Origin of the sequence: Lactobacillus sp. PV037 (genome assembly GCF_014522345.1) — a bacterium.
GTDB lineage: Bacteria > Bacillota > Bacilli > Lactobacillales > Lactobacillaceae > Lactobacillus.
Genome location: NZ_CP041987.1, coordinates 1155847 through 1178325 on the forward strand (window position 1 = coordinate 1155847; position 22479 = coordinate 1178325).

Here is a 22479-nt window from a genome sequence, read left to right on the forward strand (position 1 = left end):
GGATAAGTAATTTATATAGCTAAAGGATCTGGATTTGTGCAAAATTTAAAGAAAAAATTTTATGAATTCTTCTTCTCTGGTCCTAAGATTTCTGACTTAGAACAAGAGGCAAAAGAAAGTCGCCTATCTTTTTACAGCAGTACCATTTACCTTACTATTCATCGCCTTATCCGCTATGCAATAATAGGTATCTTATTCATCATTTTTGCTTTAGTAGGATTTAGTGGTGGATACGCCTTAGGTATCATTCACCAGCAAGATGTTCCTACAGTTAAAGAGCTTTCTCAGCAAATAAATCATTCGAAAAGTTCAAGTAGTTTTTATTATGCTGATGGTGAAAAAATTGCTACTGTAAATCCCGATACAAAAGTTATCAAAGCTTCAAGTTCTCAAATTACGCCTCTGGTTAAAAAAGCAGTTACTGCAACTGAAGACGAAAATTTTTATGAACACCGCGGCGTTTTACCAAAATCAATCGTACGTGCGGTTCTTTCAGAATTGACCGGGGTTGGTGTTCAAACTGGTGGGTCTACTTTGACCCAACAATTAGTTAAAATGCAATTTTTAACTAGTCAAACAACTTGGCGGCGAAAAATAACAGAAATGCTCTATGCCAAAAAAATTGAAAAGCATTTTTCAAAAAATGAAATTTTAACAGCCTATTTAAACGCTGCCCCTTACGGTAAAAATAATAGTGGTCAAAATATCGTAGGAATTAACACAGCCGCTCAAGGAATTTTTGGTAAATCTATTAAAGATCTTAACTTAGCTCAAGTAGCCTTTCTAGCAGGTTTACCTCAAAGTCCTTCTTACTACACACCTTATGATTCAAAGGGCTATGTGCAAAAAGACCTAAAATTAGCCTTCCGCCGAAAGGATATTGTACTTTTCAGAATGTATCGTAATGGTGACATTACTAAAGAACAATATAAAGCAGCCATGAATTATGACCTCAAAAAAGACTTCCTAAAACAAAAAGAAGCTCCTGAAGTTAAGAAAAAAAACAGTTATCTTTACAATTTAGTTGCAAATAAAGGTGTTGAATTAATCGCTGAAAGCCTAATTAAGAATGATGGTCTTCAAGTAGAAAGTGTCAAAAAAGACACCAATCGTTACAATCAATATCTAACCACTGCTAATACTCTTTTACAGCAAAAGGGATACCAAATTCATACTACTATTAAAAAATCATTGTATACTACAATGAATAGTGTAGTTAAGGATGCTAACTTAGGTGAAGACAAAGAAAGTACTGATTATGATACCGCAACTAATAAATGGGTAAGAACTACCGAACATGTTCAAAATGGTAGCATTATGCTCGACAACAAAACAGGTGCTATTCTAGCATTTAGCGGTGGAATCAACTTTGAAGATTCTCAAATTAATCATGCTTTCAATACTTATCGTTCACCTGGTTCGTCAATTAAGCCATATCTCGTTTATGGTCCTGCAATTGAAAATAAGATTATTTCTTCTCAAACCGCAATTGCTGACTTCCCAACTAAATTTGGTAAGTACATCCCTACAGACTATAACTCTACTGTTCAAAACAAGTTTATTAATGCTCAAAGTGCCCTCGCCCACTCCTATAACTTACCGGCGGTTAACCTTTACAATACTTTAAAGAACAAAAATGTAGACCTCAAATCACCCATGAATAATTTGGGCCTTTCATTAACTAAGAAAGAGTACCACGATTTAGGAATTGCTCTAGGAGGAACAAGTGATGGATTCTCTGTAGCTCAAAATGCAAGTGCATTTTCTAACTTTTACAATGACGGTAATCGCAGCGAAAGTTATTACATTGATGAAATTAAAGACCCATCTGGACGAGTAATCTACAAGCATAAGACAAAAACTCATAAGGTATTTTCATCAGGCACCTCTTATATCATGCAACACATGTTACATCAGGTTGTAAAAGACGGTGGAACTGCTTCCTCATTGAGTAATTCAGTAAACTTTGATACTAATAACTTAATTGGTAAAACTGGGACAAGTAATGATTATCGTGATATCTGGTTCAATGGCTCTACTCCTGGGGTAACCATCACTAGTTGGCTAGGATATGATAACTTCTATGGTCATACTTACAATTTAGGTTCAGATGCTAATTCTACTAACTTGGATCTTTGGGCTAAAATGGCTAATGCTCTATATGAAGAAGATCCAGATATTTTCAAACTTAATTCCACTACTAGTCAACCAGCTAGTGTACATCGTAACACTGTTTTAAAAAGTACCGGTACACTCCCTGGTTCTGTAATGTTTGACAATGAGCAAATAAATCTTTCTGGTGCAACTACTACTGCTTTAAGTTTAGCAGCTGCTCCACAAGCTAGTGCTGAATTTGCTATTGGAGGCTCAACAGAAGATTACAAACTCTTCTACGATCACTATCAAGGTGAAGATAACAAATACGGCCATACCTTGCTCTACACTGGTAAAACAATCTCCACCACAAATGATATTAGTAGTCTCTTTATTGAAAACACTGAAAATTCAAGTGAAGCCAATGAAAAGAAGAAGAGTGTTGCACGACAAGAACAAGATGATTCAAATTCTGAACAAACAGTTAAGTCTAATGAACAAGAGGCTCGCACTAGTCAACAGGGTGGAAGTAATTCCTCCCCTACTACCCAAACCGCTACTAATATTCAAACTAGATAAAAAAGGAAGATCAACTGATCTTCCTTTTTTACTTGTTCAATGTAGAATTTTTCTTATCAATTTTATAAGGCAATGTTACGTGCTTTTCATCTAATTCTTCTTTATTCATCAACTTTGTTAACATCCGCATTGCTACTGCTCCAATGTCATAAAGTGGTTGCTGAACTGCAGTTAAAGTTGGACGTAGGACCTTAGAGATATTTGTCGAAACTGCTGAAATTACTTCAAAATCCTCTGGCACTTTGATACCACGATCCATTACACCATGAATAATCCCTGCAGCTACCAAATCACTGGTTACGACAACTCCATTAATTTCATCAGCCAGTAATTTACTTGCTAAATTATAGCCATCTTCATAAGAAGTTAATCCACTGTAGATATACTCTTTATCCCAATCTTTTTCTTCCAATACTTCTCTATAAGAAGCAATTCTTTTTTTGTTAATTGCAACTTCAGGATTGGAAATTACTAATCCTAGTCTAGTTTTGCCATCCTTGTAAAGTAATTCAAAAGCATCTTTTTCAGCTTCGTTATAATCAATTGAAACTCGATCGAATTCTCCATTTAAACTTACAGTTCCTGCTAAAACTATCGGAGTATTAGTTCTTAAAAATGCTTCTCGTGCTTGAGGACTCATTTCATCAGCCATATAAATTACCCCATCTACCTGTTTATTAAGGAGATTTTGAATGACATTTTCATCAGAAACCATTTTATTTTCTACACTTGTTAAAATAATATTATATTTATACATTGTAGCAATATCATCGATTCCCTTAGATAATTCTGCAAAATGTAAATTAGTCAATTCTGGCACTACCAGTCCAACTGTCGTAGTCTTCTTAGATGCTAATCCTTGCGCCACCGCATTTGGTTGATAATTTAAGCGTTTAATAACTTCAAGTACTCGTTCTCTAGTTTCTTTTCTAACATTATTATTCCCATTTACTACTCTAGACACCGTTGCCATTGATACTTTGGCCTCACGAGCTACATCATAGATTGTTATATCTTGTTTATCCATCAAATCACACCTTTATATTTTTTCTATTTTAACTTATCAGGATTATTACAACATTGCAAGCGTTTGCGATGAAAAGTATGTTATACTTTTTACGAACAACATATTATTATACTTGAAAAAGGTGAATTTATGAATTTAGATAAGTTAAGTCAATGGTTAATTGACTCAAATAATGACGTTGCTTACATTTCTGATCCTCTAAGTATTAATTACTTTACAGGCTACAGTATGGAACCACATGAAAGAATTTTTGCTTTAATCGCATTTAAAGATCAACCTCCATTTATTTTTGCTCCTGAACTTAATGTTGAAGAAGCAAAAAATTCTGCTTGGAATGGTGAAGTTTATGGATATTTAGATCACCAAGATCCTTGGCTTAAAATTGCTGAGCTAATCAAAAAACGCGTAGCTAATCCACAAAACATCGCTCTTGAAAAGCAACATCTTTCTGTTGAACGTTTAGAGCAACTTAAGCGAGCACTTCCTGATTCTAACTTCAGCGGTAATGTATCTCCTTTCATTGCTCAAAGTCGTCTTTTTAAAACCGACAAAGAAATTGAGCAGCTTAAAAAAGCCGGTGAAGAAGCAGATTTTGCTTTTACTATTGGCTTTGATGCTTTAAGAAATGGTGTTACTGAACGTTACGTAGCAGGTCAAATTGACTATCAATTAAAACTTCAAAAGGGTGTTATGCATACAAGTTTTGAAACAATTGTTCAAGCTGGTAAAAATGCTGCTAACCCTCATCTAGGTCCAACAATGAATAAAATTGAACCTAATGAATTAGTTTTATTTGATTTAGGGACAATGCATGAAGGATATGCTTCTGATTCAAGTCGAACTGTAGCCTATGGAACACCAACTGATTTAGAAAAAGAAATCTATGAAGTAGATCGTGAAGCACAACAAGCAGCTATTGATGCCGCAAAACCAGGTATTACTGCTAGTGAACTTGACGCAGTTGCTCGAGATATTATCACTAAAGCAGGTTATGGGGAATACTTTATTCACCGCCTAGGCCACGGAATCGGTTTAAATGTTCATGAAGAGCCTCAAATTATGGAAGGTAATGACATTGTTTTACAAGAAGGAATGTGTTTCTCAATTGAACCAGGAATTTATATTCCAAACGTAGCTGGTGTTCGTATCGAAGACTGTGGTGTAGTTACCAAAAATGGTTTTGAAACATTTACTAAAACTGGTAAAGATTTAAAATACATTTCTCCAAAAGCTTAAGAATAAAAGGAAATAGATTAATCTACTTCCTTTTATTTTCTTTTTTCACCTTAATAAATGTATATATTGCCGAACATAAAAAGACAATATCCAAAGGAATTAAGAAAAATACCATATAGATACCATCTAGTAAAATTCCCACTAAATTCGAAAAAATAATAATTCCAATCGGAATTAAAACATCCCAAAAGCCTAATTTTTTTACTAAATATTGTTGATAATTGCGGTATGAGGGAGAAATAATTATGATTATTACGACTATCAATAGTAAAATTTGCCCTAAAATCTTAAGATCCATTCTCATTCTCTCCTATTTTGATTAATAGAACAAAGCAAAAAATCAAACGATAAACTCGTTTGATTTTTATTAGTGCCCATTTTCAAAATTAATTCAATTCAGTTTCTGAATTTTTTAAATTATCAATGGTTTCATTATCTTCTTTTTCGTTAGAACCTAAATCATTATTAGTATCGTCAATTACGATATCATCAAAATCTTTAAGTTCAGAATCGTCATCAACATGATTAGAAAATGATGATAATTGTGTTTTTAAAGCTTCAGTACCCTTATCGTACTTCGTTTTTAATTCTTGAAGTTTATCATTATTTTTCAAGTCTTCTACTTTTTGCTTTAATTCCTTTGACTTATCTTCAGGAATTAACAAAGATGCAGCAACTAATCCAGCACCTAAACCTAATACAGTACCAAAAATAAAACTTCCTGCTTTACTCATAATAATTACTCTCTTTTCTATTAATCTTGTCCCTTACGACGCTTACGTCTTGCAAATAAACGACTAGCTAATGATGTTACGATACCAAAGCCAGTTTTTGTTGCTCCTAAAGTTGCAAAACGTGTAGCCATCTTCTTTGAAGAATCATTAATTTCTGAAATGCTTTCTCCAATATCAGCAGCTGCAGTCACAACTGGTTGAAGATCGGCAACTTTGCCATTTACATCTTCCATTAATACATTAGTTTTAGCAAGTAATTCTTGTGTTTCATCCATTAAAACATTTGTCTGCTCAGTTAATAATTCTACACTTTTATTTGTTGTAGAAACTGTTTTATTGAGCTCTTTCATTGTTCTATTTGAATTAACAAGTACAGGTAGTGTAAACAACACTAAAATTAAAAATGCAATAGCAGCAATTAATCCGGCTAACGCACCGATTGAAATAGTCATGTATTGTCCTCCATTTAATTACTCTCTTATATAAAGTCTAGCATTAATTATTTTTTCAAACAATGAATAGTGCCTGTATTTTTGTTATAATAGTTAAATTAGTTTTATAGGTGGTAGAAAATTTGAATACACAGACATCAATTCTTAAAAATATTACTTCAACTAGTAAAAAAATAAAATTGCAAACTATCGATTGGAATGATATCACTCATAATTTAACCAACAAACTCTTTCAATTAGTCATCTTAAGCATTATTTTCTTAATTCTTTGGCGTGTAGGATCACGAGTTCTAAGTAAGTATTTACTTCATAATAAACACTTTCAAAGACAGATGACTGGGCGAAAAAGGACTTTCACCCAATTAGCAATGAATATTTTCCGCTATATTTTACTATTCTTTTATTTATATGAAATATTAAGTATTATCGGACTACCAGTTGGTACCTTACTTGCTAGTGCTGGTATTGTCTCACTTGCACTAGGGATGGGAGCACAAGGATTCGTAAGTGACTTAGTTAATGGATTGGTAATCTTAAGTGAGGGACAATTTGATGTTGGTGACATTGTAAACATTAATCAATATACAGGAACTGTGCTAGCTTTTGGGTTAAGAACAACTCGCCTTAAAAATTCTGACGGTACTATAATTTATATTCCTAATCGTCAAATTACTGTTGTTGAAAATGTTACGCGTGGCGGTGTAGGATTTAATATCGATTTACAAATTGCTAGTAGTAGCGATGTTAAACTTGTTCGTCACGCAATTAATCTTGCCAATAAAGAACTCAAAAATAAATTTCCTTCTCAAATAAAAAAAGGACCAGAAATTCGAGGATTAATTGAACAAAATGGCGATAGTTTAACTTACCAAGTTCATTTCCAAGTTGTCTCTGGTTCCCAAACTGCAATTAAAGCAGCTTACTTTTCTGCCTATATTAAAAATTTACAAGAATTAAATATTACTCTTACCTAATGAAATAGCTCTAAATGTTTTAAATTATAAAGTTGTCAATATCATACATTGACGACCTTTTTATTATCAGCTGCCTTTAACTAACCTGCTTTCCTCAAACCTACTATTACCTTTGAATCTAACGTACAAATTTTAGTTAGTCTACTGTTAAATTTATATAGTGTACCATCATCCGATACGCCTGCATTATACTTTAGAAATACATAGTACTGATTATTTACCTTGAAAATATTTAATACGAAAATCATATGATTACTATATCTGGCAATATAGTTAATAATTTCAATGTACTTCGAATCACTATTTAATTCTTTATTTTTATTCAACATTTTAATGTTAATAGTATTGGATATAGAATTGTCTTTATTGGTATGATCTACAAATATATCTGGGTCAACACTAACTGCCTTTTCAAACTTTTTATTTTTAAAGCTTGCTGCTTTAACTTCTCCATTATTATAGATATTTACAAACGATGTCGCAGTAAAATCATTCATTGTTGTTTTCGCTTCTAAAATAGGATATTCATTCTGCACCCTTGTTGTAATCTTATAATAAATGACTCCCATCCCGCATATAATTATTAGTACTCCTAAAATTAGTAGTATCTTTTTCTTCATCAATTAAGACACACTTTTATTTTTCTTTTTCCATCTTTTCCCACCAGGCTGGCAATTCATTTAATAGTTTTCTTAGTGCCTGACCTCGGTGAGAAATAGCATTTTTTTCTTCTACTGTCATTTCTGCAAACGTTTTGTTTTTTTCAGGAACATAAAATAGTGGATCATAACCAAAGTTTCCATCCCCTCGAAGAGTTTTTAAAATTTCTCCTTTAATTTCTCCTTGAGTTACCAAATTTTGTTCAAAATGTCCTGGCCATGCAACTACCATCGTTGTATGGAAGGTAGCAGTACGTTCCTTAACTGGCACTCCACCTAATTCAGCCAATAACTTTGCATTATTTCTCGCATCATTATGGGCCTCACCACCAAAACGAGCCGAATGGACACCTGGAGCACCATTTAATTTATCAACACAAAGTCCTGAATCATCTGCTAAAGTTGGTAAATTACTAAAAGTCGCCAATTTCTCTGCTTTTAAAGTAGCATTTGCCAAAAAAGTTGTTCCTGTTTCTAAAACATGAGGGGGATCTACTAAATCCTTATTTGTAATTACTTTCAGTGGAAAATTAGCTGCTTTTAAAGCATCCTGAACTTCTTTAGCTTTGTTTATATTATTTGTTGCAAATAAAAGAGTGTTATATTTCATTTTTCCCTCAATCTTCAATATGATCAGCATCTAGAGTTGGATCATCCATCCAAACCCTTGCAATTTCTTTAAATTTTTCTGCATCCCCTGTGGTGTAATATTCATGTTTGGCATTTTCTTCATTATTTAAAAGCTCATCTCTTTTTAGGACATTATAAGTATATTGAGCTACTTGATCAGCCGGATCAACTATTTTTTTATTTTCTCCTACTACTTCTTCGATCTCTTTCTTTAATAGCGGATAATGTGTGCAACCTAAGATTAAGGTATCATAATCAATATCTGTAAGTGGGGCTAAACTTTCTTTAACTACTTGCTTTTTTATTTCTTCAGAAGGATTCTGCTCAACTAGGGGTGCTAAACGGGGTTCACTTAGTTCTTTAACTTCAATTTGACTATTTCTTTTATGTAATTGCTTAGTATAGGCCTCACTTTTTACAGTAGCTTGGGTAGCTAGCACGACAACTTTATTTTCAGCGGTTGTTTTACTAGCGGCTAAAGCACCTGAATGAATTACACCAATTATTTGTACTGGAATTTCCTTTTGGATTTCTTCCATTGCCCAAGCTGTAGCAGTATTACATCCAAAAATAATCACTTTAACATTTTTACTTAATAAGAAATCCACACTTTTACGCGTTAAATCGATTATTTCTTGACGACTCTTATCCCCATAAGGCATATTTTTTTGATCCCCAATAAAAATCGTATTTTCATTTGGTAGTTTGTCAACTACCTTTTTTAAAACGGTTAGTCCTCCTAATCCGGAGTCTAAAACTCCAATAGGACGTTTATCCATGAAAATCCTCCTTAAAAATAAATAGTTTTAGTAAAATATATTTTCTCCTGTACCCATTTTAGGTTAAAATACAAAAGAAGACAAAAGGAATGAAAGATAATGACAGAATCACAAGAACATATTTATTTTTTAAACTCATTGTATCGCGATTTTCTCTTTCCAACAATTCTGGGAGAAGATACAACCGACATTTTATATTGGGCAGGTAAACGAATCAGTCGCCAATACGCCCTTTCAAATTTTGAAGATTTACAAGACTTCTTCAAAATGGCAAACTTTGGTGAACTCACTATTGAAAAAAAGAAATCCAATACCATTGTGCTTTCACTTAAGGGCCAATCTGTAGCTGATCGTTTAGATAGTGATAGTACTGAATTTTCTTTAGAATGTGGCATTATTTCAGAATGCCTTCAAAAAGAAACTGGTAAAGTTACTGAGGCAGCCGCTACTATTCATCCAAAAGATCATTCTGTAACTATTACTACTCAGTCTGAGAAATGAAAAAGGACCTAGCAAACTAGGTCCCTTTTATTTTTACTTTAATCGGTGTATTGTTCCAAAATTTGTTCTAATCTGTCTTTTGGAGTAAAACCAGTTAAACGATCTACAATTTTACCATCTTTTTTAATTAAAAGAGTTGGAATTGCCATAATGCCGAGATCTTTAGCAGTTTCTTGGTTTTCGTCAACATCCATCTTAGTGAATTTAACATCATCCATTTCTTCTGCTAATTGTTCAACTACAGGTGATTGCATTCTACATGGTCCACACCAAGTTGCCCAAAAGTCAGTTAAAGTTACACCTTCGCTTGTTTCTTTTTCAAAATTTTGATCAGTAACATTTTCAATCATAAGTCATTACCTCACTAAAAATATTTCTTTAATATTTATACTCATATTTTAATCTCTTCACTTACTTTTTGCAAGTAAAATAACTTATTTAAAATGTACAATTGTTGCTCCAGTTCCACCTTCATTTGCGGGCGCATAGCTGAAGTCCTTGACATGTTTGTTACGTTTCAGATACTGCTGCACACCATTTCTAATTGCTCCAGTTCCAATTCCATGGATAATCGTCACTGTCCCTAAGCCTGCGAGTAAAGAAGAATCAAGATAGCGATCCAAATTTGTTAATGCTTCTTCATAACGCTGACCTCTTAAGTCTAGCTCACTTCTTACATTTCCTGAACGCATTGGTCGAGTTGTACGCACAGAAACTTTCTTTGTTTTCTCTTTTTTAACTGTAGTTTTTTCAATGTCACGATCTGAAACTTTAACCTTTAAAATCCCAATTTGAACTTCATAATCATGCTCACCCAGTTTCTTGGTTACTGTCCCCATTTGTCCATAAGAAATCACCTTAACTGAATCGCCTACACTGACATTATGTCTTCGCTTTTCTCTTTGTAAGACTTTATTACGGGCTAAATTATTATTTTCACGTTCTAAGGCGTTTAATTCTCCTTTAGCTTCAATCACCTTATTCGTTCTTACTACCCCACCAGCGCGCTGTTGCTCTTCCAAATTAGCAATTATCTTATTCGCTTTTTCACGTTTTTTAGCTAACATTTCTTCATTTTTTTCTTGAGCTAATTTTAATTGCTTTTCAACTTGCTGGTTATACCAATCTAGACCATCTTGAAGTTTTCTTTTTAATTTTTCACTTTGAACAAGATTATGTTGCATCTTTTCACGCAAAGTTTCTGCTTCTTTAGTCTGTTCAGTTAGTCGTTTGATCATTTTATTGAGATCACTATTTTCATCTTTAACTAACCCTTGCGCACTGACTACGACCTCTTGTGGCATCCCTAGCTGCCTTACAATTGCAAAAGCATTACTCTGTCCTGGAATTCCAATTCTTAATTTATAAGTTGGACTCAAAGTCTTTACATCAAATTCCATGGATGCATTAGTGGTCCGAAAGCGATTGTAGCCATATAATTTTAATTCAGGGTAGTGGGTAGTTACCATAATCTTCGGATCTTTGCTTTGTAAATAATCCAAAATTGCAATTGCTAAACTTGCTCCTTCTTCCGGATCTGTTCCTGCTCCCAATTCGTCCAACAAAACTAAGTCTCTCCCATTAACCAAGTTCATAATTTTAATAATTTGGTCCATATGGGATGAAAAAGTACTCAAAGATTGTTCAATTGATTGTTCATCACCAATATCTGCAAAAATTTCTCTAAATACTCCTACTTGGCTTCCCTCTTGAGCTGTAATAAAGAGTCCAGACTGCGCCATCAGTTGTAATAATCCAATTGTTTTTAAACTAATGGTCTTACCACCCGTGTTAGGCCCAGTAATCAACATGGTATCAAATTCTGTTCCTAAACTAATATCATTAGGTACAACTTTTTCCTCACTAATTAGCGGATGACGTGCTTTTAGTAAATTAACTTGATTGTCTTTACTTAAGTGAGGATGGGTAGCTTTCATAGCTTTAGCCAGTTTACTTTTTGCACTTAAGAAATCTAATTTCGTTAATGAAGTAGCATTTTGTAAAATTTCATTTTGATAAAGAGCTGCTAATTCAGATACTTCCTTTAAAATTCTTCTAACCTCTTGATGCTCTTGAGCTACTAAATTTTGTTGCTGGTTATTTAAGGTCAACACCGATTTTGGCTCTATAAATAAAGTTTGGCCACTAGCACTTTGATCATGAACTACGCCACCAAATTTGTTCTTGTACTCTTGCTTAACAGGAATTACATAGCGACCATCACGAATTGTAATAATATTCTCTGAAAGATACTGATTACTTGACCCTTTTACATACCCTTCCATTTGCTTCTTAATTTCAGCTTCATTTGTATGTAAAGCTCGTCTGATTGTCTGTAATTTTGGCGAAGCAGAATCTAAAACTGAGCCATCGAATTCAATGGTATTCGCTAATTTATTAAATAGATCAGGAACTACTTCTAACTGATCTAATAAGATAGAAATTGGCTCAACATCAATTTCTCTTTCAGCTACATCTTCAGCAAATTTTTGGATATCTTTTGCTAGTGAAAGTACTAAAAAGATATTCCCCAATTCCTTACCGTTTAATTCTGCCTTAATTTTTAGTCTTTTCACACTTGGAACTACATCTTCAAAGTCCACTAAAGGCAACGGACCTTTTACTCGAAGAATATTTGCTAATACTTCTGTTTGATCTAAAGCTTGCTTAACCTCATTAAAGTCACTACTTGGTAATAGTTCTCTAGCCTTCTTTTTTGCTGGTTTAGTTATGGCAAAGTTACTTAATTTTTCTGTAATTATTCTATATTCTAATTTATCAATAATTTTTGGATTCATTTTTCTCTCCCTAGCAAAAAATTTCTCCCATACAGGAGAAATTTTATAGTGCTGTAATAAATAAATGTGTGTACAAACTTGATAACCCTGGAGTATAACGCAAAATACTATTTACCAACAAAGAATGTTGGAGCATTTTTTGCAATCCTTCTCCCGGAATAGTTGCCAAAATAAAAAGTAACACACATACTGTACTTAAAGTCAAAACCAACGCTATTAATATACTTCCCCATGTATTAATCGCAGGGGTAATATCGATGTATTCTAACTTTTTAAAACTTATCATTATCAAACGCCAAATAGCATAAAAAACTAATAAAATAATTATAAATGCCAATGAAGCGTAAAATGATTTATCTAAGGTTAACCCTGTGGTTTTATCAAAAAAAGCAAAAGTACTATTATCATTCGCTGAAGGATATGGGACCCACATTGTTAAAAAATTGCTAAAAGGCCGATATAGCAGACACGCAAGTATAAAACTGATTAAATAGCCTCCTGCCATCACACCTTCATAAATAAGTCCACGCCGATAACCAACATAGCAACAGTAAATGAAAATTAATAATAAGAAAAAAGAAAACATAACTCATCCTTTACAGAAAAAGGGACTGACTAAGTCAGTCCCTTTTAAAGGTTTACTCACCGCTTAAGCGATCATCTGACAAAAAGGTATTCAAGACACCTTGAACCATATTCCATTCGTCATCATCTACAATTTCATGTAAATCTGAACTACTTACTTCTCCATCTTCATCTGCATCATAGCTAAATGCTTGCACTTCTACATCTTCGTCTTCACCGACTGCATCTGGATATAAAAGTACGTAAGATTTTCCATAATCATCTGAAGTGAAGGTAAAAAGAATATCAAATAATTCTTCATTACCATTTTCATCAATTAAGGTAATTTGACGATCGCTTTGATCAGCACTCATCTTTTCGCTCATTTTAATCCTTTCTCATCTTTTCTAAATATGTTTGTAAAATTATTACGGCTGCCATTTGATCAACAATCTTTTTTTGATCAATTCTGTCATGCATGCCTGCTTCTTCAATTAAAATTCTCTTTGCCTGCACTGTTGTTAATCTTTCGTCAACATAGTGAATCGGTAAATCAAATTTTTCTTTCAGACGCTTTCCATATGCCTGACTGCGTTCAACAGATTTTCCAGCTGAACCATCCATATTTTTTGGCAACCCTAATACAAAACCATCTACTTCATATTTTCTAACTAGTTTTCTTATAGAACGCATTCCAAAATTAAATTTAGTTTCATCAATTGGAATAGTTTCTACTTCTTGGGCAGTTATTCCTAAGGGATCACTTACAGCAACTCCTACGGTTTTACTCCCAATATCAAGTCCTAGCAAACGCATTACTTATCTTTCCTTAGATAGCTTTTCACTAATTCTTCAATAATTTCATCACGTTCATGCTTCAAAATTAAATTACGTGCATCATTATGACGAGGAATATATGCCGGATCGCCGGAAAGTAAATATCCTACAATTTGGTTGATAGGACTATATCCCTTCTCTTCCAAAGCACCATAAACATCTTGCAAAGTATCATAAATGTTCTTGCCTTTATTTTGACTAAAGTCAAAATGCATTGTCTTATCAAGCGAGCTCATAATCATTCCTCCTATCATCTTTAATTTTACTTGAATTATTAATTGAACTCAATTAATTTTGTTTACTTTCAACTTCACTAATCACTTTTTCGATAGCATCTTTTAACCCAGCTGGATTCTTTCCACCTGCTTGAGCCATATTAGGGCGACCACCACCGCCACCACCAAATAATGGAGCAGCTGCTTTAATCAAATCTCCTGCTTTTAGACCAGCCTTCAATGCTTTATCATCTAAGCTAATTACCATATTAGCTTTTCCATTTACATCAGCTGCTAAAACTAAAATATCTGACTTATTTGAACTTTTCCAATTATCGGCTAGGTTTCTTAAATCACCCATGCCTTCAACATCAACAATCTCAGCAATGATACTCAAATCTTTAACTTCTCTCACATTATTAAAGATATCACCTGCTTTTGCTTGGTTAATCTTAGCCTTTAATTGAGCAACTTCTTTTTGAGAAGCCTTTAAATCATCTTCCAAGTTTGTTACTTTAGCTTGAACTTCTTCAACCTTTGGAGCCTTTACTTGATCTTGGACTTTCTTTAAGATCTCATCATGTTCAGTCACATAATTATAGGCTTCTGGTCCAGTTACTGCAATAATTCTTCTAACTCCTGCACCAACTGCTGATTCTGAAACAATCTTAAGCATGCCAATTTGAGCAGTATTTTCGGAGTGAGTACCACCACAAAATTCAGTTGAAAAGTCATCAATTTTCACTACGCGAACACTGTCACCATATTTTTCACCAAATAAGGCAAGAGCTCCCATTTTAAGTCCTGTTTCTGGATCAGTAACTGTTGTTTGAACCGGAATTTCTTCCCAAATCTTTTCATTCACCAATTTTTCAACATTAGCTAGCTCTGCTTTAGTCATTGGTTCTAGACTAGTAAAGTCAAATCTCAAATAATCTGGTTCAACTAAAGATCCTGCTTGGTGAGTATGTTCTCCTAAAACTTCACGCAAAGCAGCATGCAATAAGTGAGTTGCAGTATGGTTATGCTTTAAGCCGCGACGACGTTTTTGATCAACCTTTAAAATATATTCTTCATTTTTCTTTAAAGGTAAAACAACATCAACAAAATGTAAGTTTTGATCATTTGGTGCATGTTGTACATCAGTTACTTTAGCAACTAATTCGCCCTTTTGATTTAAAATTTCACCATGATCTGCAACTTGACCACCACGTTCTGCATAGAATGGAGTTTTATCAAAAATTAATGTTGCATGATCTCCATCAGCACTATCTACTAATTGGTCATCAACGATAATATCGATCAACTTAGCATGGTCCTCTTGTAAAGTTCCATACTCAAATTCACTCTTATCTTTGATGTTCATCAAAGTCTCATCTTGTGATCCCATAGATTGCAAGTTACCACGTGCATTGCGCGCACGATCTTTTTGGGCTTGCATTTCCTTATCAAAACCATCTTTATCTACTTCCAAACCTGCATCTTGAGCAGCTTCAAAAGTTAATTCATATGGGAAGCCATAAGTATCAAATAACTTAAAGGCATCTTTACCACTGATCTTATTTGAGCCATCTGCTTTAGCTTTTGCAATTAAATTATCTAATAAGTTCAATCCTGAAGATAAAGTTTCTTGGAATCTCTCTTCTTCGTTCTTAATTACCTTTTGAATAAATTCTTGCTGATCAACAATTTCTGGATAATGGCTCTTCATGATTTCGCCAACTACAGGAACCAATTTATATAAAAAGGCACCTTTAATTCCTAATCGTTGACCATTTAAATCTGCACGTCTAATTAAGCGACGTAAAACATAACCACGGCCTGAGTTAGATGGAAGAGCCCCATCTCCAATAGCAAAACTTACTGCACGAACATGATCGGCAATAATCTTAAATGCTACATCATCTTCAGCATTAGTAGCATATTTTTTATCATCACTTAACTTCTCAGTGGCATGAATCAAAGGCATAAATAAGTCAGTTTCAAAGTTAGTTGGAGCATCTTGAATAATTGATACCACACGTTCTAATCCCATACCGGTATCAATGTTTTTATGAGGTTGATCTATATATTCACCATTTGGCAAGTGGTTGTATTGTGAGAAAACAATATTCCAGATTTCCAAGTAACGCGCATTTTCTCCACCTGGGAAGTTTTCTGGATCATCTTCAGCCACATCATTATTTTCTTGACCGCGGTCATAAAAAATTTCTGAATCAGGACCACAAGGGCCTTCACCAATATCCCAGAAATTTTCTTCTAATTTAACAATATGGTCATCTGGTAAACCTACTACATCATGCCACATGTGGTAAGCGTCGGTATCTTTTGGATAAATTGTAACATATAACTTATTTGGATCTAATCCTAACCATTTAGGACTAGTTAAGAATTCCCATGCCCAAGGAATAACTTCTTTTTTAAAGTAATCACCAACTGAAAAGTTACCAAGCATTTCAAAGAAGGTTTGGTGACGAGCAGTTTTACCGACATTTTCGATATCATTTGTTCTAATTGATTTTTGAGAAGAAGTAATTCGATGATTCTTTGGTACAACTGAACCATCAAAGTATTTCTTCATTGTTGCAACTCCAGAATTAATCCAGAGTAAAGTTGGGTCATCTTGAGGAATAAGGGATGCGCTTTGCATTACCATATGACCCTTTTCTTTAAAAAAGTCTAAGAACATTTGACGTACTTGTGCACTAGTCAATTTCTTCATATTAATTTCTCCTATAAATAAAAACACCATTGCTTCTTCAAGGACGCAATCTACTTGCGCGGTACCACCTTGTTTGCAACAGTGTTTGTTACCTCTTTTATTAAAAATAAATTCAAAATTACTAGGGAGCATTTTTAGAAAGTAATTTAGACAATTTCCACCAACTAGTCCTCTCTTTTAAATACTTTTCTAAAAATATATCCTATTTATGCTTTATTTTACTACAATTCACTTAGTTTTCAAAGTTGTTTCTAGCTTGTTCACGCTCACGCTTACGCTTTCTCTTAGCTTTTCGAACTAAGTGTCTTTCTTCTAATTTTCGCTTTTGCTGACGATCTTTTTTTATTGCTTCTTGAATTTTCTTCTTATAGCCTGGTTTACGCTTCTTTTTAGCCTTTTTAACCATTCCAACCATTCGGTTATCAAGTTTGTGATTTCTTACACGGCGATTTTCACGACGATGGTGGTGAGTTCTCTCCACTAATTCACCATTTTTTAATTCTTTAAAATCAAAATGGATACCAAGCTTTTCTAAATCTTCTACATCAGCCATTTCATCATCATAAATTAACGTAATCGCATGACCTGGTAAATTATTACGGCCAGTTCTTCCTATCCGGTGAATTACAAATTCAAGTTCTTTAGGAATTTCATAATTTATTACCAAACTTACCCCAGGTACATCAATTCCTCTAGCAGCTAAATCACTAGCTACCACATATTGATACTGGCCTTCACGCACCTGGCGGATAATTCTTTTTCTTTCTCTTTCAGTAATTCCACCATGGATCTTAGCAACTTTGAGACCTTGGTTTTCCAGATAGGCTGCCAATTCATCAACTGTTTTTTTAGTATTAGCAAAAACAAGTGCCAAATATGGCTGACCCATCGTTAGTAATTTGTACAACAACTCTTTTTTATCTTTAGAACCAACATCAATTAAATCATTTTGAATAGTTGGAGCAATGACTGCTGGATTATCAATCACTATAAATTCCAGCTTAGTCATATACTTTCTTAAAAAGTTCTCTAATTTAACTGGAATAGTAGCAGAAAATGCACTTAAAATTGCATCTTTTGGCAATTTACTCATTACTTCATCCATATTTTGTAAAAAGCCCATATCAAGCGTCATATCTGCTTCATCTATTACAAAGGCTTTTACCTTTTCTAAACTAATCACTTTCTTAGAAACAAAGTCATGTAATCGTCCTGGAGTAGCAATTATCAATTGAGGAGCTCTATTTTCAGCTTTAGCTATTTGACGTGAGCGGTCATTACCCCCTCCTAAATATTCAATAGAAATATCTAGACCAGCTGCATCCCTAAGCTGACGGGCAACCTTATAAAGTTGGTTTGCTAGTTCTCTACTTGGTGCAGTTACTACAGCTTGCGTTACTGGAGCTTGCTCATCGATCATATTCAAAATTGGAATTAAATAAGCATGAGTTTTTCCAGATCCTGTTGCTGCTTGCACTACAACATTATCACCTATTAAAAGCTTAGGGATAACTGCTGCTTGTACTTCCGTAGGATTTTTAAAATCAATTTTTTTAAGACCTGTTCTTAATTCTGGCCTAATTTTTTCATCTTGAAAAAGATTACTTGTTTGTTCTGTGTTCATTGTTATAATCTCTCACAACTTCTACTAATTCTTCAAATACTTGTTTTACTTCATCGAGATCTTTTGCTTTAGCACCACTAGCTAATGCATGTCCACCTCCATCATGCTTTGCAGCTAATTGATTAATAATGGGGCCTTTAGAGCGATAATGAACTCGGTAAGTTCCATCAGGATTTTCTACAAAAACATTCCATGCCATAATTTCTTTGATTCTTCCAGGAGTAGACACAGTAACTGAAGCTTGTTCAAAAGTCATTCCTAATTTCTTTAATTGTTCTTGGGTAATAATCGCATATGCAGCACCACTTGGATCAACTTTCATCAAATCAATTACTGAATTTTGTAGTTTAGCCTGTGCTAAAGACACATCAGAAATATTACGAGCAATTTCATTAATATTAATTCCAGTGTTTGCTAATTCAGCTGCAACTTCAAAAGTATGGGGACTTGTTTCAGAGTACATGAATCTCCCAGTATCCCCAACAATTCCTGCATATAAAGGATAAGCTACCTCCTTAGGAAGCGGAAGTTTTTCAGCTTTTAAGAAGTCATATACGATCTCTGCAGCTGCTGGTTTTTCTGGATCTACATAGCTCATATCTGCATATGGATCTACATCTGGATGGTGATCTATTTTTATTAATAAATCACCTTGATCATAACGTTGATCAGAAACTCTTGGAGTATTGGCAGTATCCACTGTAATTACCAATGCTCCTTGATAATCTGCATCTGTTACCTCATCCATAGCGTTAATCCAATCCAAATCTCCTACTTCTTCTCCAGCACATAAAATCTTTTTATCAGGAAAAGCAAGTTTTAAAGATCTCGCTAATCCAGCTTGAGAACCTAATGCATCTGGGTCAGGACTAGTATGACGGTGAATAATTATTGTTGGATATTCTTTTATCTTTTCGTAAATTTCATCAAAAGTATTCAATTGAAATTCCTCCTTAATTTCCTTACTTTAATTTTAACTTAAGTCCAATTTTTTTAGAAAAGATCTAATTTAACTTCTTCAAATTTCTTATTAACTAAGGTCCCTGCGGTTACTCCTAGTAAACGAACCCCATTAGTAAAGAAATTATCAGTTTTATCAAGCAAACTTTTAACTGTTTGATAAAATTCAATTCCATTATTACTTGGTTTAGCTAGTTGCCTTCTTTTGGTAAGAGTTTCAAAATCATTATTTCTAATTTTTAAAACCACTACCTGGGCTTGTAAATTTTGTGCCACAAGTTTTTCTGAAAGGTTTTCACAAAATCCACGTAAAATCGTTAATGCTTGATTTTTATCATAAATAATTGGATCAAAAGTACGTTCAGTCCCAAGTGACTTTCTTAACCTATCTTTTTTTACAGGTGTTAAATCAATGCCATGGGCATGTAAGGCCATTGCATAACCAAGCTTTTTAAACTTTTCCATTAAAAATAAAACTGAAGCATTCTGTAAATCTTTTCCGGTATAAATATTTAAATCATGAAGTTGCTGCTGAGTCTTTTTCCCAATTCCGGGAAATTTTTCAATTGGCTGCTGCTCTAAAAATTCAAGCGCATCTTCGGGCAAAATTACTGTTCTTCCAAAAGGTTTGGCATATTCCGAAGCCATTTTTGCCAAAAATTTATTATACGTAACACCAAAAGAAGATGTAAGTCCTGTTTCTTGATAGATTTTTTGTTGGAGCCAACTTGCCACTTGCAAGGCAGGTTTCTTTAATTTGTTTTCTGTTACATCTAAATATGCCTCATCTAAAGCTATGGATTCAACTTGATCAGTTACCTGATACATTAAGGCATGAATCTGTTTTGAAATAGCTCGATATTTTGTAAAGTTAGGAGAAACAAAAACTAGCTTTTCCTTAGGAACTAGCTTTAAAGCTTTTGCTGTAGGCATTGCCGAATGAACCCCATACTTTCTTGCTTCATAATTAGCAGTAGCCACTACTCCATGTCCATGATACTTCCGGGGATCATGCCCGACAACTAATGCTTTTTTCTTTAAAGTTGGGTTTTCTTGCATCTCAACTGCAGCATAGAATGCATCCATATCTAAATGTATTATTTTACGAGAAGTATTATTTTGGGGTAAAAATTCTTTCATTAATTAAAAATCCAGTGTTGATCAGAACTTTCAAAAATATCATCTGCTTTCTTTGGCCCCATTTCACCAGGATGATAAAAGTCCATTTCTGCTCCAGACTCATTTTCTATTTGCCAAGTTTCTTCAACCGCATCGACGAATTTCCAATACTGTTTTAATTCTTGCCAATGAGTAAAATTAGTACGATCCGCTAAAAAGACATCTCTGAGTAGGCGAACATAACCATCTGGCACTTCATCCATTTCCTTGCTTGAAAATTCATAGTTTATATTTTCTAATCTTAATGCCGAACCAGTAATCTTTTTTCCATTAATCATCATTGAAATTGCGGCTACTGGATCAATAATAATTGAAATCACATCTTCTTTGGCTTCTCCATAGAGTGGTTGCTCTTTATTTAAAACTATATCAATACGAGAAAGTTTTTCTTTCATATCTTTTCCAGTTCTAAAATAAATTGGAATTTGAGCCACTGGGCCTGCCGCAAACTGAACTTTCCCTGCTACAAAAGTCTCTGTCATTGAGTTTTCATCAACTTGATCTTCATGTCGATAATCAGGATGATTGCTACCAGCCAAATATTGACCCCTTACAAAAGATTTTTTTATCTCTGCTGGAGTTGGGATTACTAGACTTGCAAGTAACTCTTGCTTTTTCTGGTGAATAGCTTCTGAAGTTAGGTCAGAAGGTCTACCCATCGCAAGTAAGGTAATAATTTGGAAAATATGATTTTGAACCATATCTCTTAAAGCCCCGGCTCCATCATAATATCCACCTCTAGTACCAACTCCAAGACTTTCTGCTAAAGTTACTTGAATATTGTTAATGGTATTTTTATTCCAAATTTTTTCAATCAAAGAATTTGAAAAACGAAATGGCATAATATTTTGAACCATTTCTTTTCCTAAATAGTGATCAATTCGATAAACTGTATCTTCTGGAAAGGATGCAGAAATTGCTTGATTCAACTTTTCAGCAGTTGCTAAATCATGACCAAATGGTTTTTCAATCACTAAGCGATTAAAACCACTGCCAAGTAATTGCTGATCCTTAATGTGAGAAGCAATTGTTTCAAAAAAGTGAGGGGCCATTGCCATATAAAAAATACGATTACCTTGTGCCTGATACTTTTTATCTAGTTCACTTGCTAATTCTTTTAAAGCAATATAATGCTCTACGTCAGTTACATCATGAGATTGGTAGTAAAAATGGGAAGCAAATTCTTTAACTTCTTTTTCTTCAACATTTCCGTTTGCTTCTTTAACTGCCTTTACCACTTGATTTTGAAAATATTCATGAGACCAAGGGCGCCGTGCTGTCCCAATTACAGCAAAATGATTTTTTATTAAACCTTGTTGATATAAGCTATATAAAGCAGGATATAATTTTCGATGAGCTAAATCACCTGATCCACCAAATAAAATTACAATAGTTGAAACTTCTTTCATCGGTGTAACTCCTTCCACATTCATTACTTTATCTTTAATTTTACCGCACTAAAGAGTAGTAAAAAAAGCGTCAAACGACGCTTTTTATTAATCTTCATCTTTTTCTTCTTGTTTTGAATCAGATTTCTTAGTAGTCTCTTTATCGTCATTTGAAGAGGAAGAATCTTCTGCTTCTTGTTTTTCCACATCAACAGGTTGTTCCTCATTTGGCATAACTTGACGAATAGCCATTCTACTAAAAGTCAACAAAATACCATCCGCATCAACAACAATTGTATTATCTTGCTTGTTAATAGAGTCAATTTTTGCATGAAGACCATCTACTAAAATAACACGATCGCCTTTTTTCAATTCTGACATCATTTCCATTCTTTTTTGTTGTTGCTTCTTTTGTGGACGAAGCATGGCAAAGTAAAAGAATGCAATAAACACGATGAAAATAACAATCATGAAAATATTATTACCACCAGCAGCTTTTTGTGCTAAAAAAAGTGTATCCAAAATAA

Annotated in this window: 23 protein-coding genes; 4 read left to right on the forward strand and 19 right to left on the reverse strand. The window is 33.9% G+C overall.

The features are described 5' to 3' along the window. Positions 1 to 36: 36 nt before the first annotated feature. Positions 37 to 2673, forward strand: a complete 2637-nt coding sequence (locus FP435_RS06255) for a transglycosylase domain-containing protein (RefSeq protein ID WP_265483336.1) — start codon at positions 37 to 39, stop codon at positions 2671 to 2673. A 28-nt stretch (positions 2674 to 2701) separates the two neighbouring features. On the opposite strand, the gene FP435_RS06260 is transcribed toward FP435_RS06255, so the two are convergent. After that, the gene (locus tag FP435_RS06260) at positions 2702 to 3700 is read right to left on the reverse strand and encodes a substrate-binding domain-containing protein (protein ID WP_265483338.1); all 999 of its coding nucleotides are present in this window, start codon (positions 3698 to 3700) and stop codon (positions 2702 to 2704) included. 129 nt (positions 3701 to 3829) lie between these two features. Here FP435_RS06260 and FP435_RS06265 point away from each other — a divergent pair, with 129 nt between their 5' ends. Next, on the forward strand, positions 3830 to 4936 hold the full coding sequence (locus FP435_RS06265; protein WP_265483339.1) for an aminopeptidase P family protein: 1107 nt from the start codon (positions 3830 to 3832) through the stop codon (positions 4934 to 4936). A 22-nt stretch (positions 4937 to 4958) separates the two neighbouring features. Here the strand turns inward: FP435_RS06265 and FP435_RS06270 are convergent, their stop codons facing one another. From FP435_RS06270 to FP435_RS06280, 3 genes are all read right to left on the reverse strand, one after another. After that, a complete protein-coding gene (locus tag FP435_RS06270) occupies positions 4959 to 5234 on the reverse strand; it encodes a hypothetical protein (protein ID WP_265483340.1) in 276 nt (91 codons plus the stop codon). Positions 5235 to 5322: 88 nt separating this feature from the next. Continuing rightward, complete coding sequence (locus tag FP435_RS06275) at positions 5323 to 5670, reverse strand: DUF1269 domain-containing family protein (protein WP_265483342.1); 348 nt, start codon at positions 5668 to 5670, stop codon at positions 5323 to 5325. A 20-nt stretch (positions 5671 to 5690) separates the two neighbouring features. After that, positions 5691 to 6122, reverse strand: a complete 432-nt coding sequence (locus FP435_RS06280; protein ID WP_265483344.1) for a DUF948 domain-containing protein — start codon at positions 6120 to 6122, stop codon at positions 5691 to 5693. 122 nt (positions 6123 to 6244) lie between these two features. Here FP435_RS06280 and FP435_RS06285 point away from each other — a divergent pair, with 122 nt between their 5' ends. Next, positions 6245 to 7096 (forward strand): mechanosensitive ion channel family protein, encoded by an 852-nt coding sequence (locus FP435_RS06285; RefSeq protein ID WP_265483346.1) that lies wholly within the window; start codon positions 6245 to 6247, stop codon positions 7094 to 7096. Between the two features lie 80 nt (positions 7097 to 7176). Here FP435_RS06285 and FP435_RS06290 read toward each other — a convergent pair whose 3' ends face one another. The 3 genes from FP435_RS06290 to murI are packed head-to-tail and all read right to left on the reverse strand — an operon-like array spanning position 7177 to position 9164. Beyond that, positions 7177 to 7719 carry a hypothetical protein gene (locus FP435_RS06290; protein WP_416209738.1) on the reverse strand — a complete coding sequence of 181 codons (543 nt, stop codon included), beginning with the start codon at positions 7717 to 7719 and terminating at the stop codon, positions 7177 to 7179. Positions 7720 to 7732: 13 nt separating this feature from the next. Beyond that, on the reverse strand, positions 7733 to 8365 hold the full coding sequence (locus FP435_RS06295; protein WP_265483347.1) for an XTP/dITP diphosphatase: 633 nt from the start codon (positions 8363 to 8365) through the stop codon (positions 7733 to 7735). Positions 8366 to 8372: 7 nt separating this feature from the next. Beyond that, a complete protein-coding gene (murI, locus tag FP435_RS06300) occupies positions 8373 to 9164 on the reverse strand; it encodes a glutamate racemase (RefSeq protein ID WP_265483349.1) in 792 nt (263 codons plus the stop codon). Between the two features lie 99 nt (positions 9165 to 9263). Between murI and FP435_RS06305 the strand changes: the two genes are divergently transcribed. Next, on the forward strand, positions 9264 to 9665 hold the full coding sequence (locus tag FP435_RS06305) for a YslB family protein (RefSeq protein WP_265483350.1): 402 nt from the start codon (positions 9264 to 9266) through the stop codon (positions 9663 to 9665). Between the two features lie 38 nt (positions 9666 to 9703). Here FP435_RS06305 and trxA read toward each other — a convergent pair whose 3' ends face one another. From trxA to yajC, 12 genes are all read right to left on the reverse strand, one after another. After that, positions 9704 to 10015: a thioredoxin gene (gene trxA, locus FP435_RS06310; RefSeq protein ID WP_265483351.1), complete on the reverse strand. Its 312-nt coding sequence runs from the start codon at positions 10013 to 10015 to the stop codon at positions 9704 to 9706. An 84-nt stretch (positions 10016 to 10099) separates the two neighbouring features. Next, positions 10100 to 12463, reverse strand: a complete 2364-nt coding sequence (locus tag FP435_RS06315; protein WP_265483352.1) for an endonuclease MutS2 — start codon at positions 12461 to 12463, stop codon at positions 10100 to 10102. A gap of 43 nt (positions 12464 to 12506) precedes the next feature. Further along, positions 12507 to 13049 carry a CvpA family protein gene (locus FP435_RS06320; protein ID WP_265483354.1) on the reverse strand — a complete coding sequence of 181 codons (543 nt, stop codon included), beginning with the start codon at positions 13047 to 13049 and terminating at the stop codon, positions 12507 to 12509. A 52-nt stretch (positions 13050 to 13101) separates the two neighbouring features. Next, positions 13102 to 13413, reverse strand: a complete 312-nt coding sequence (locus FP435_RS06325; protein WP_265483356.1) for a DUF1292 domain-containing protein — start codon at positions 13411 to 13413, stop codon at positions 13102 to 13104. A 1-nt stretch (position 13414) separates the two neighbouring features. Continuing rightward, positions 13415 to 13843: a Holliday junction resolvase RuvX gene (gene ruvX / locus FP435_RS06330; protein WP_265483357.1), complete on the reverse strand. Its 429-nt coding sequence runs from the start codon at positions 13841 to 13843 to the stop codon at positions 13415 to 13417. Further along, positions 13843 to 14100, reverse strand: coding sequence for an IreB family regulatory phosphoprotein (locus FP435_RS06335; RefSeq protein WP_265483358.1), 258 nt, complete (start codon positions 14098 to 14100; stop codon positions 13843 to 13845). The genes ruvX and FP435_RS06335 overlap by 1 nt, the downstream gene beginning before the upstream one ends. Positions 14101 to 14152: 52 nt before the next feature. After that, positions 14153 to 16801 (reverse strand): alanine--tRNA ligase, encoded by a 2649-nt coding sequence (alaS, locus tag FP435_RS06340; protein WP_265483359.1) that lies wholly within the window; start codon positions 16799 to 16801, stop codon positions 14153 to 14155. A 232-nt stretch (positions 16802 to 17033) separates the two neighbouring features. Then, the gene (locus FP435_RS06345; RefSeq protein WP_265483361.1) at positions 17034 to 18425 is read right to left on the reverse strand and encodes a DEAD/DEAH box helicase; all 1392 of its coding nucleotides are present in this window, start codon (positions 18423 to 18425) and stop codon (positions 17034 to 17036) included. Next, on the reverse strand, positions 18403 to 19365 hold the full coding sequence (locus tag FP435_RS06350) for a DHH family phosphoesterase (protein WP_265483363.1): 963 nt from the start codon (positions 19363 to 19365) through the stop codon (positions 18403 to 18405). The genes FP435_RS06345 and FP435_RS06350 overlap by 23 nt, the downstream gene beginning before the upstream one ends. A 53-nt stretch (positions 19366 to 19418) precedes the next feature. After that, complete coding sequence (gene dinB / locus FP435_RS06355; RefSeq protein ID WP_265483365.1) at positions 19419 to 20525, reverse strand: DNA polymerase IV; 1107 nt, start codon at positions 20523 to 20525, stop codon at positions 19419 to 19421. Then, the gene (zwf, locus tag FP435_RS06360; protein ID WP_265483366.1) at positions 20525 to 21973 is read right to left on the reverse strand and encodes a glucose-6-phosphate dehydrogenase; all 1449 of its coding nucleotides are present in this window, start codon (positions 21971 to 21973) and stop codon (positions 20525 to 20527) included. Before zwf ends, dinB begins: the two co-directional genes overlap by 1 nt. Positions 21974 to 22060: 87 nt before the next feature. Next, positions 22061 to 22474 carry a preprotein translocase subunit YajC gene (yajC, locus tag FP435_RS06365; RefSeq protein WP_265483367.1) on the reverse strand — a complete coding sequence of 138 codons (414 nt, stop codon included), beginning with the start codon at positions 22472 to 22474 and terminating at the stop codon, positions 22061 to 22063. Positions 22475 to 22479 lie beyond the last annotated feature (5 nt).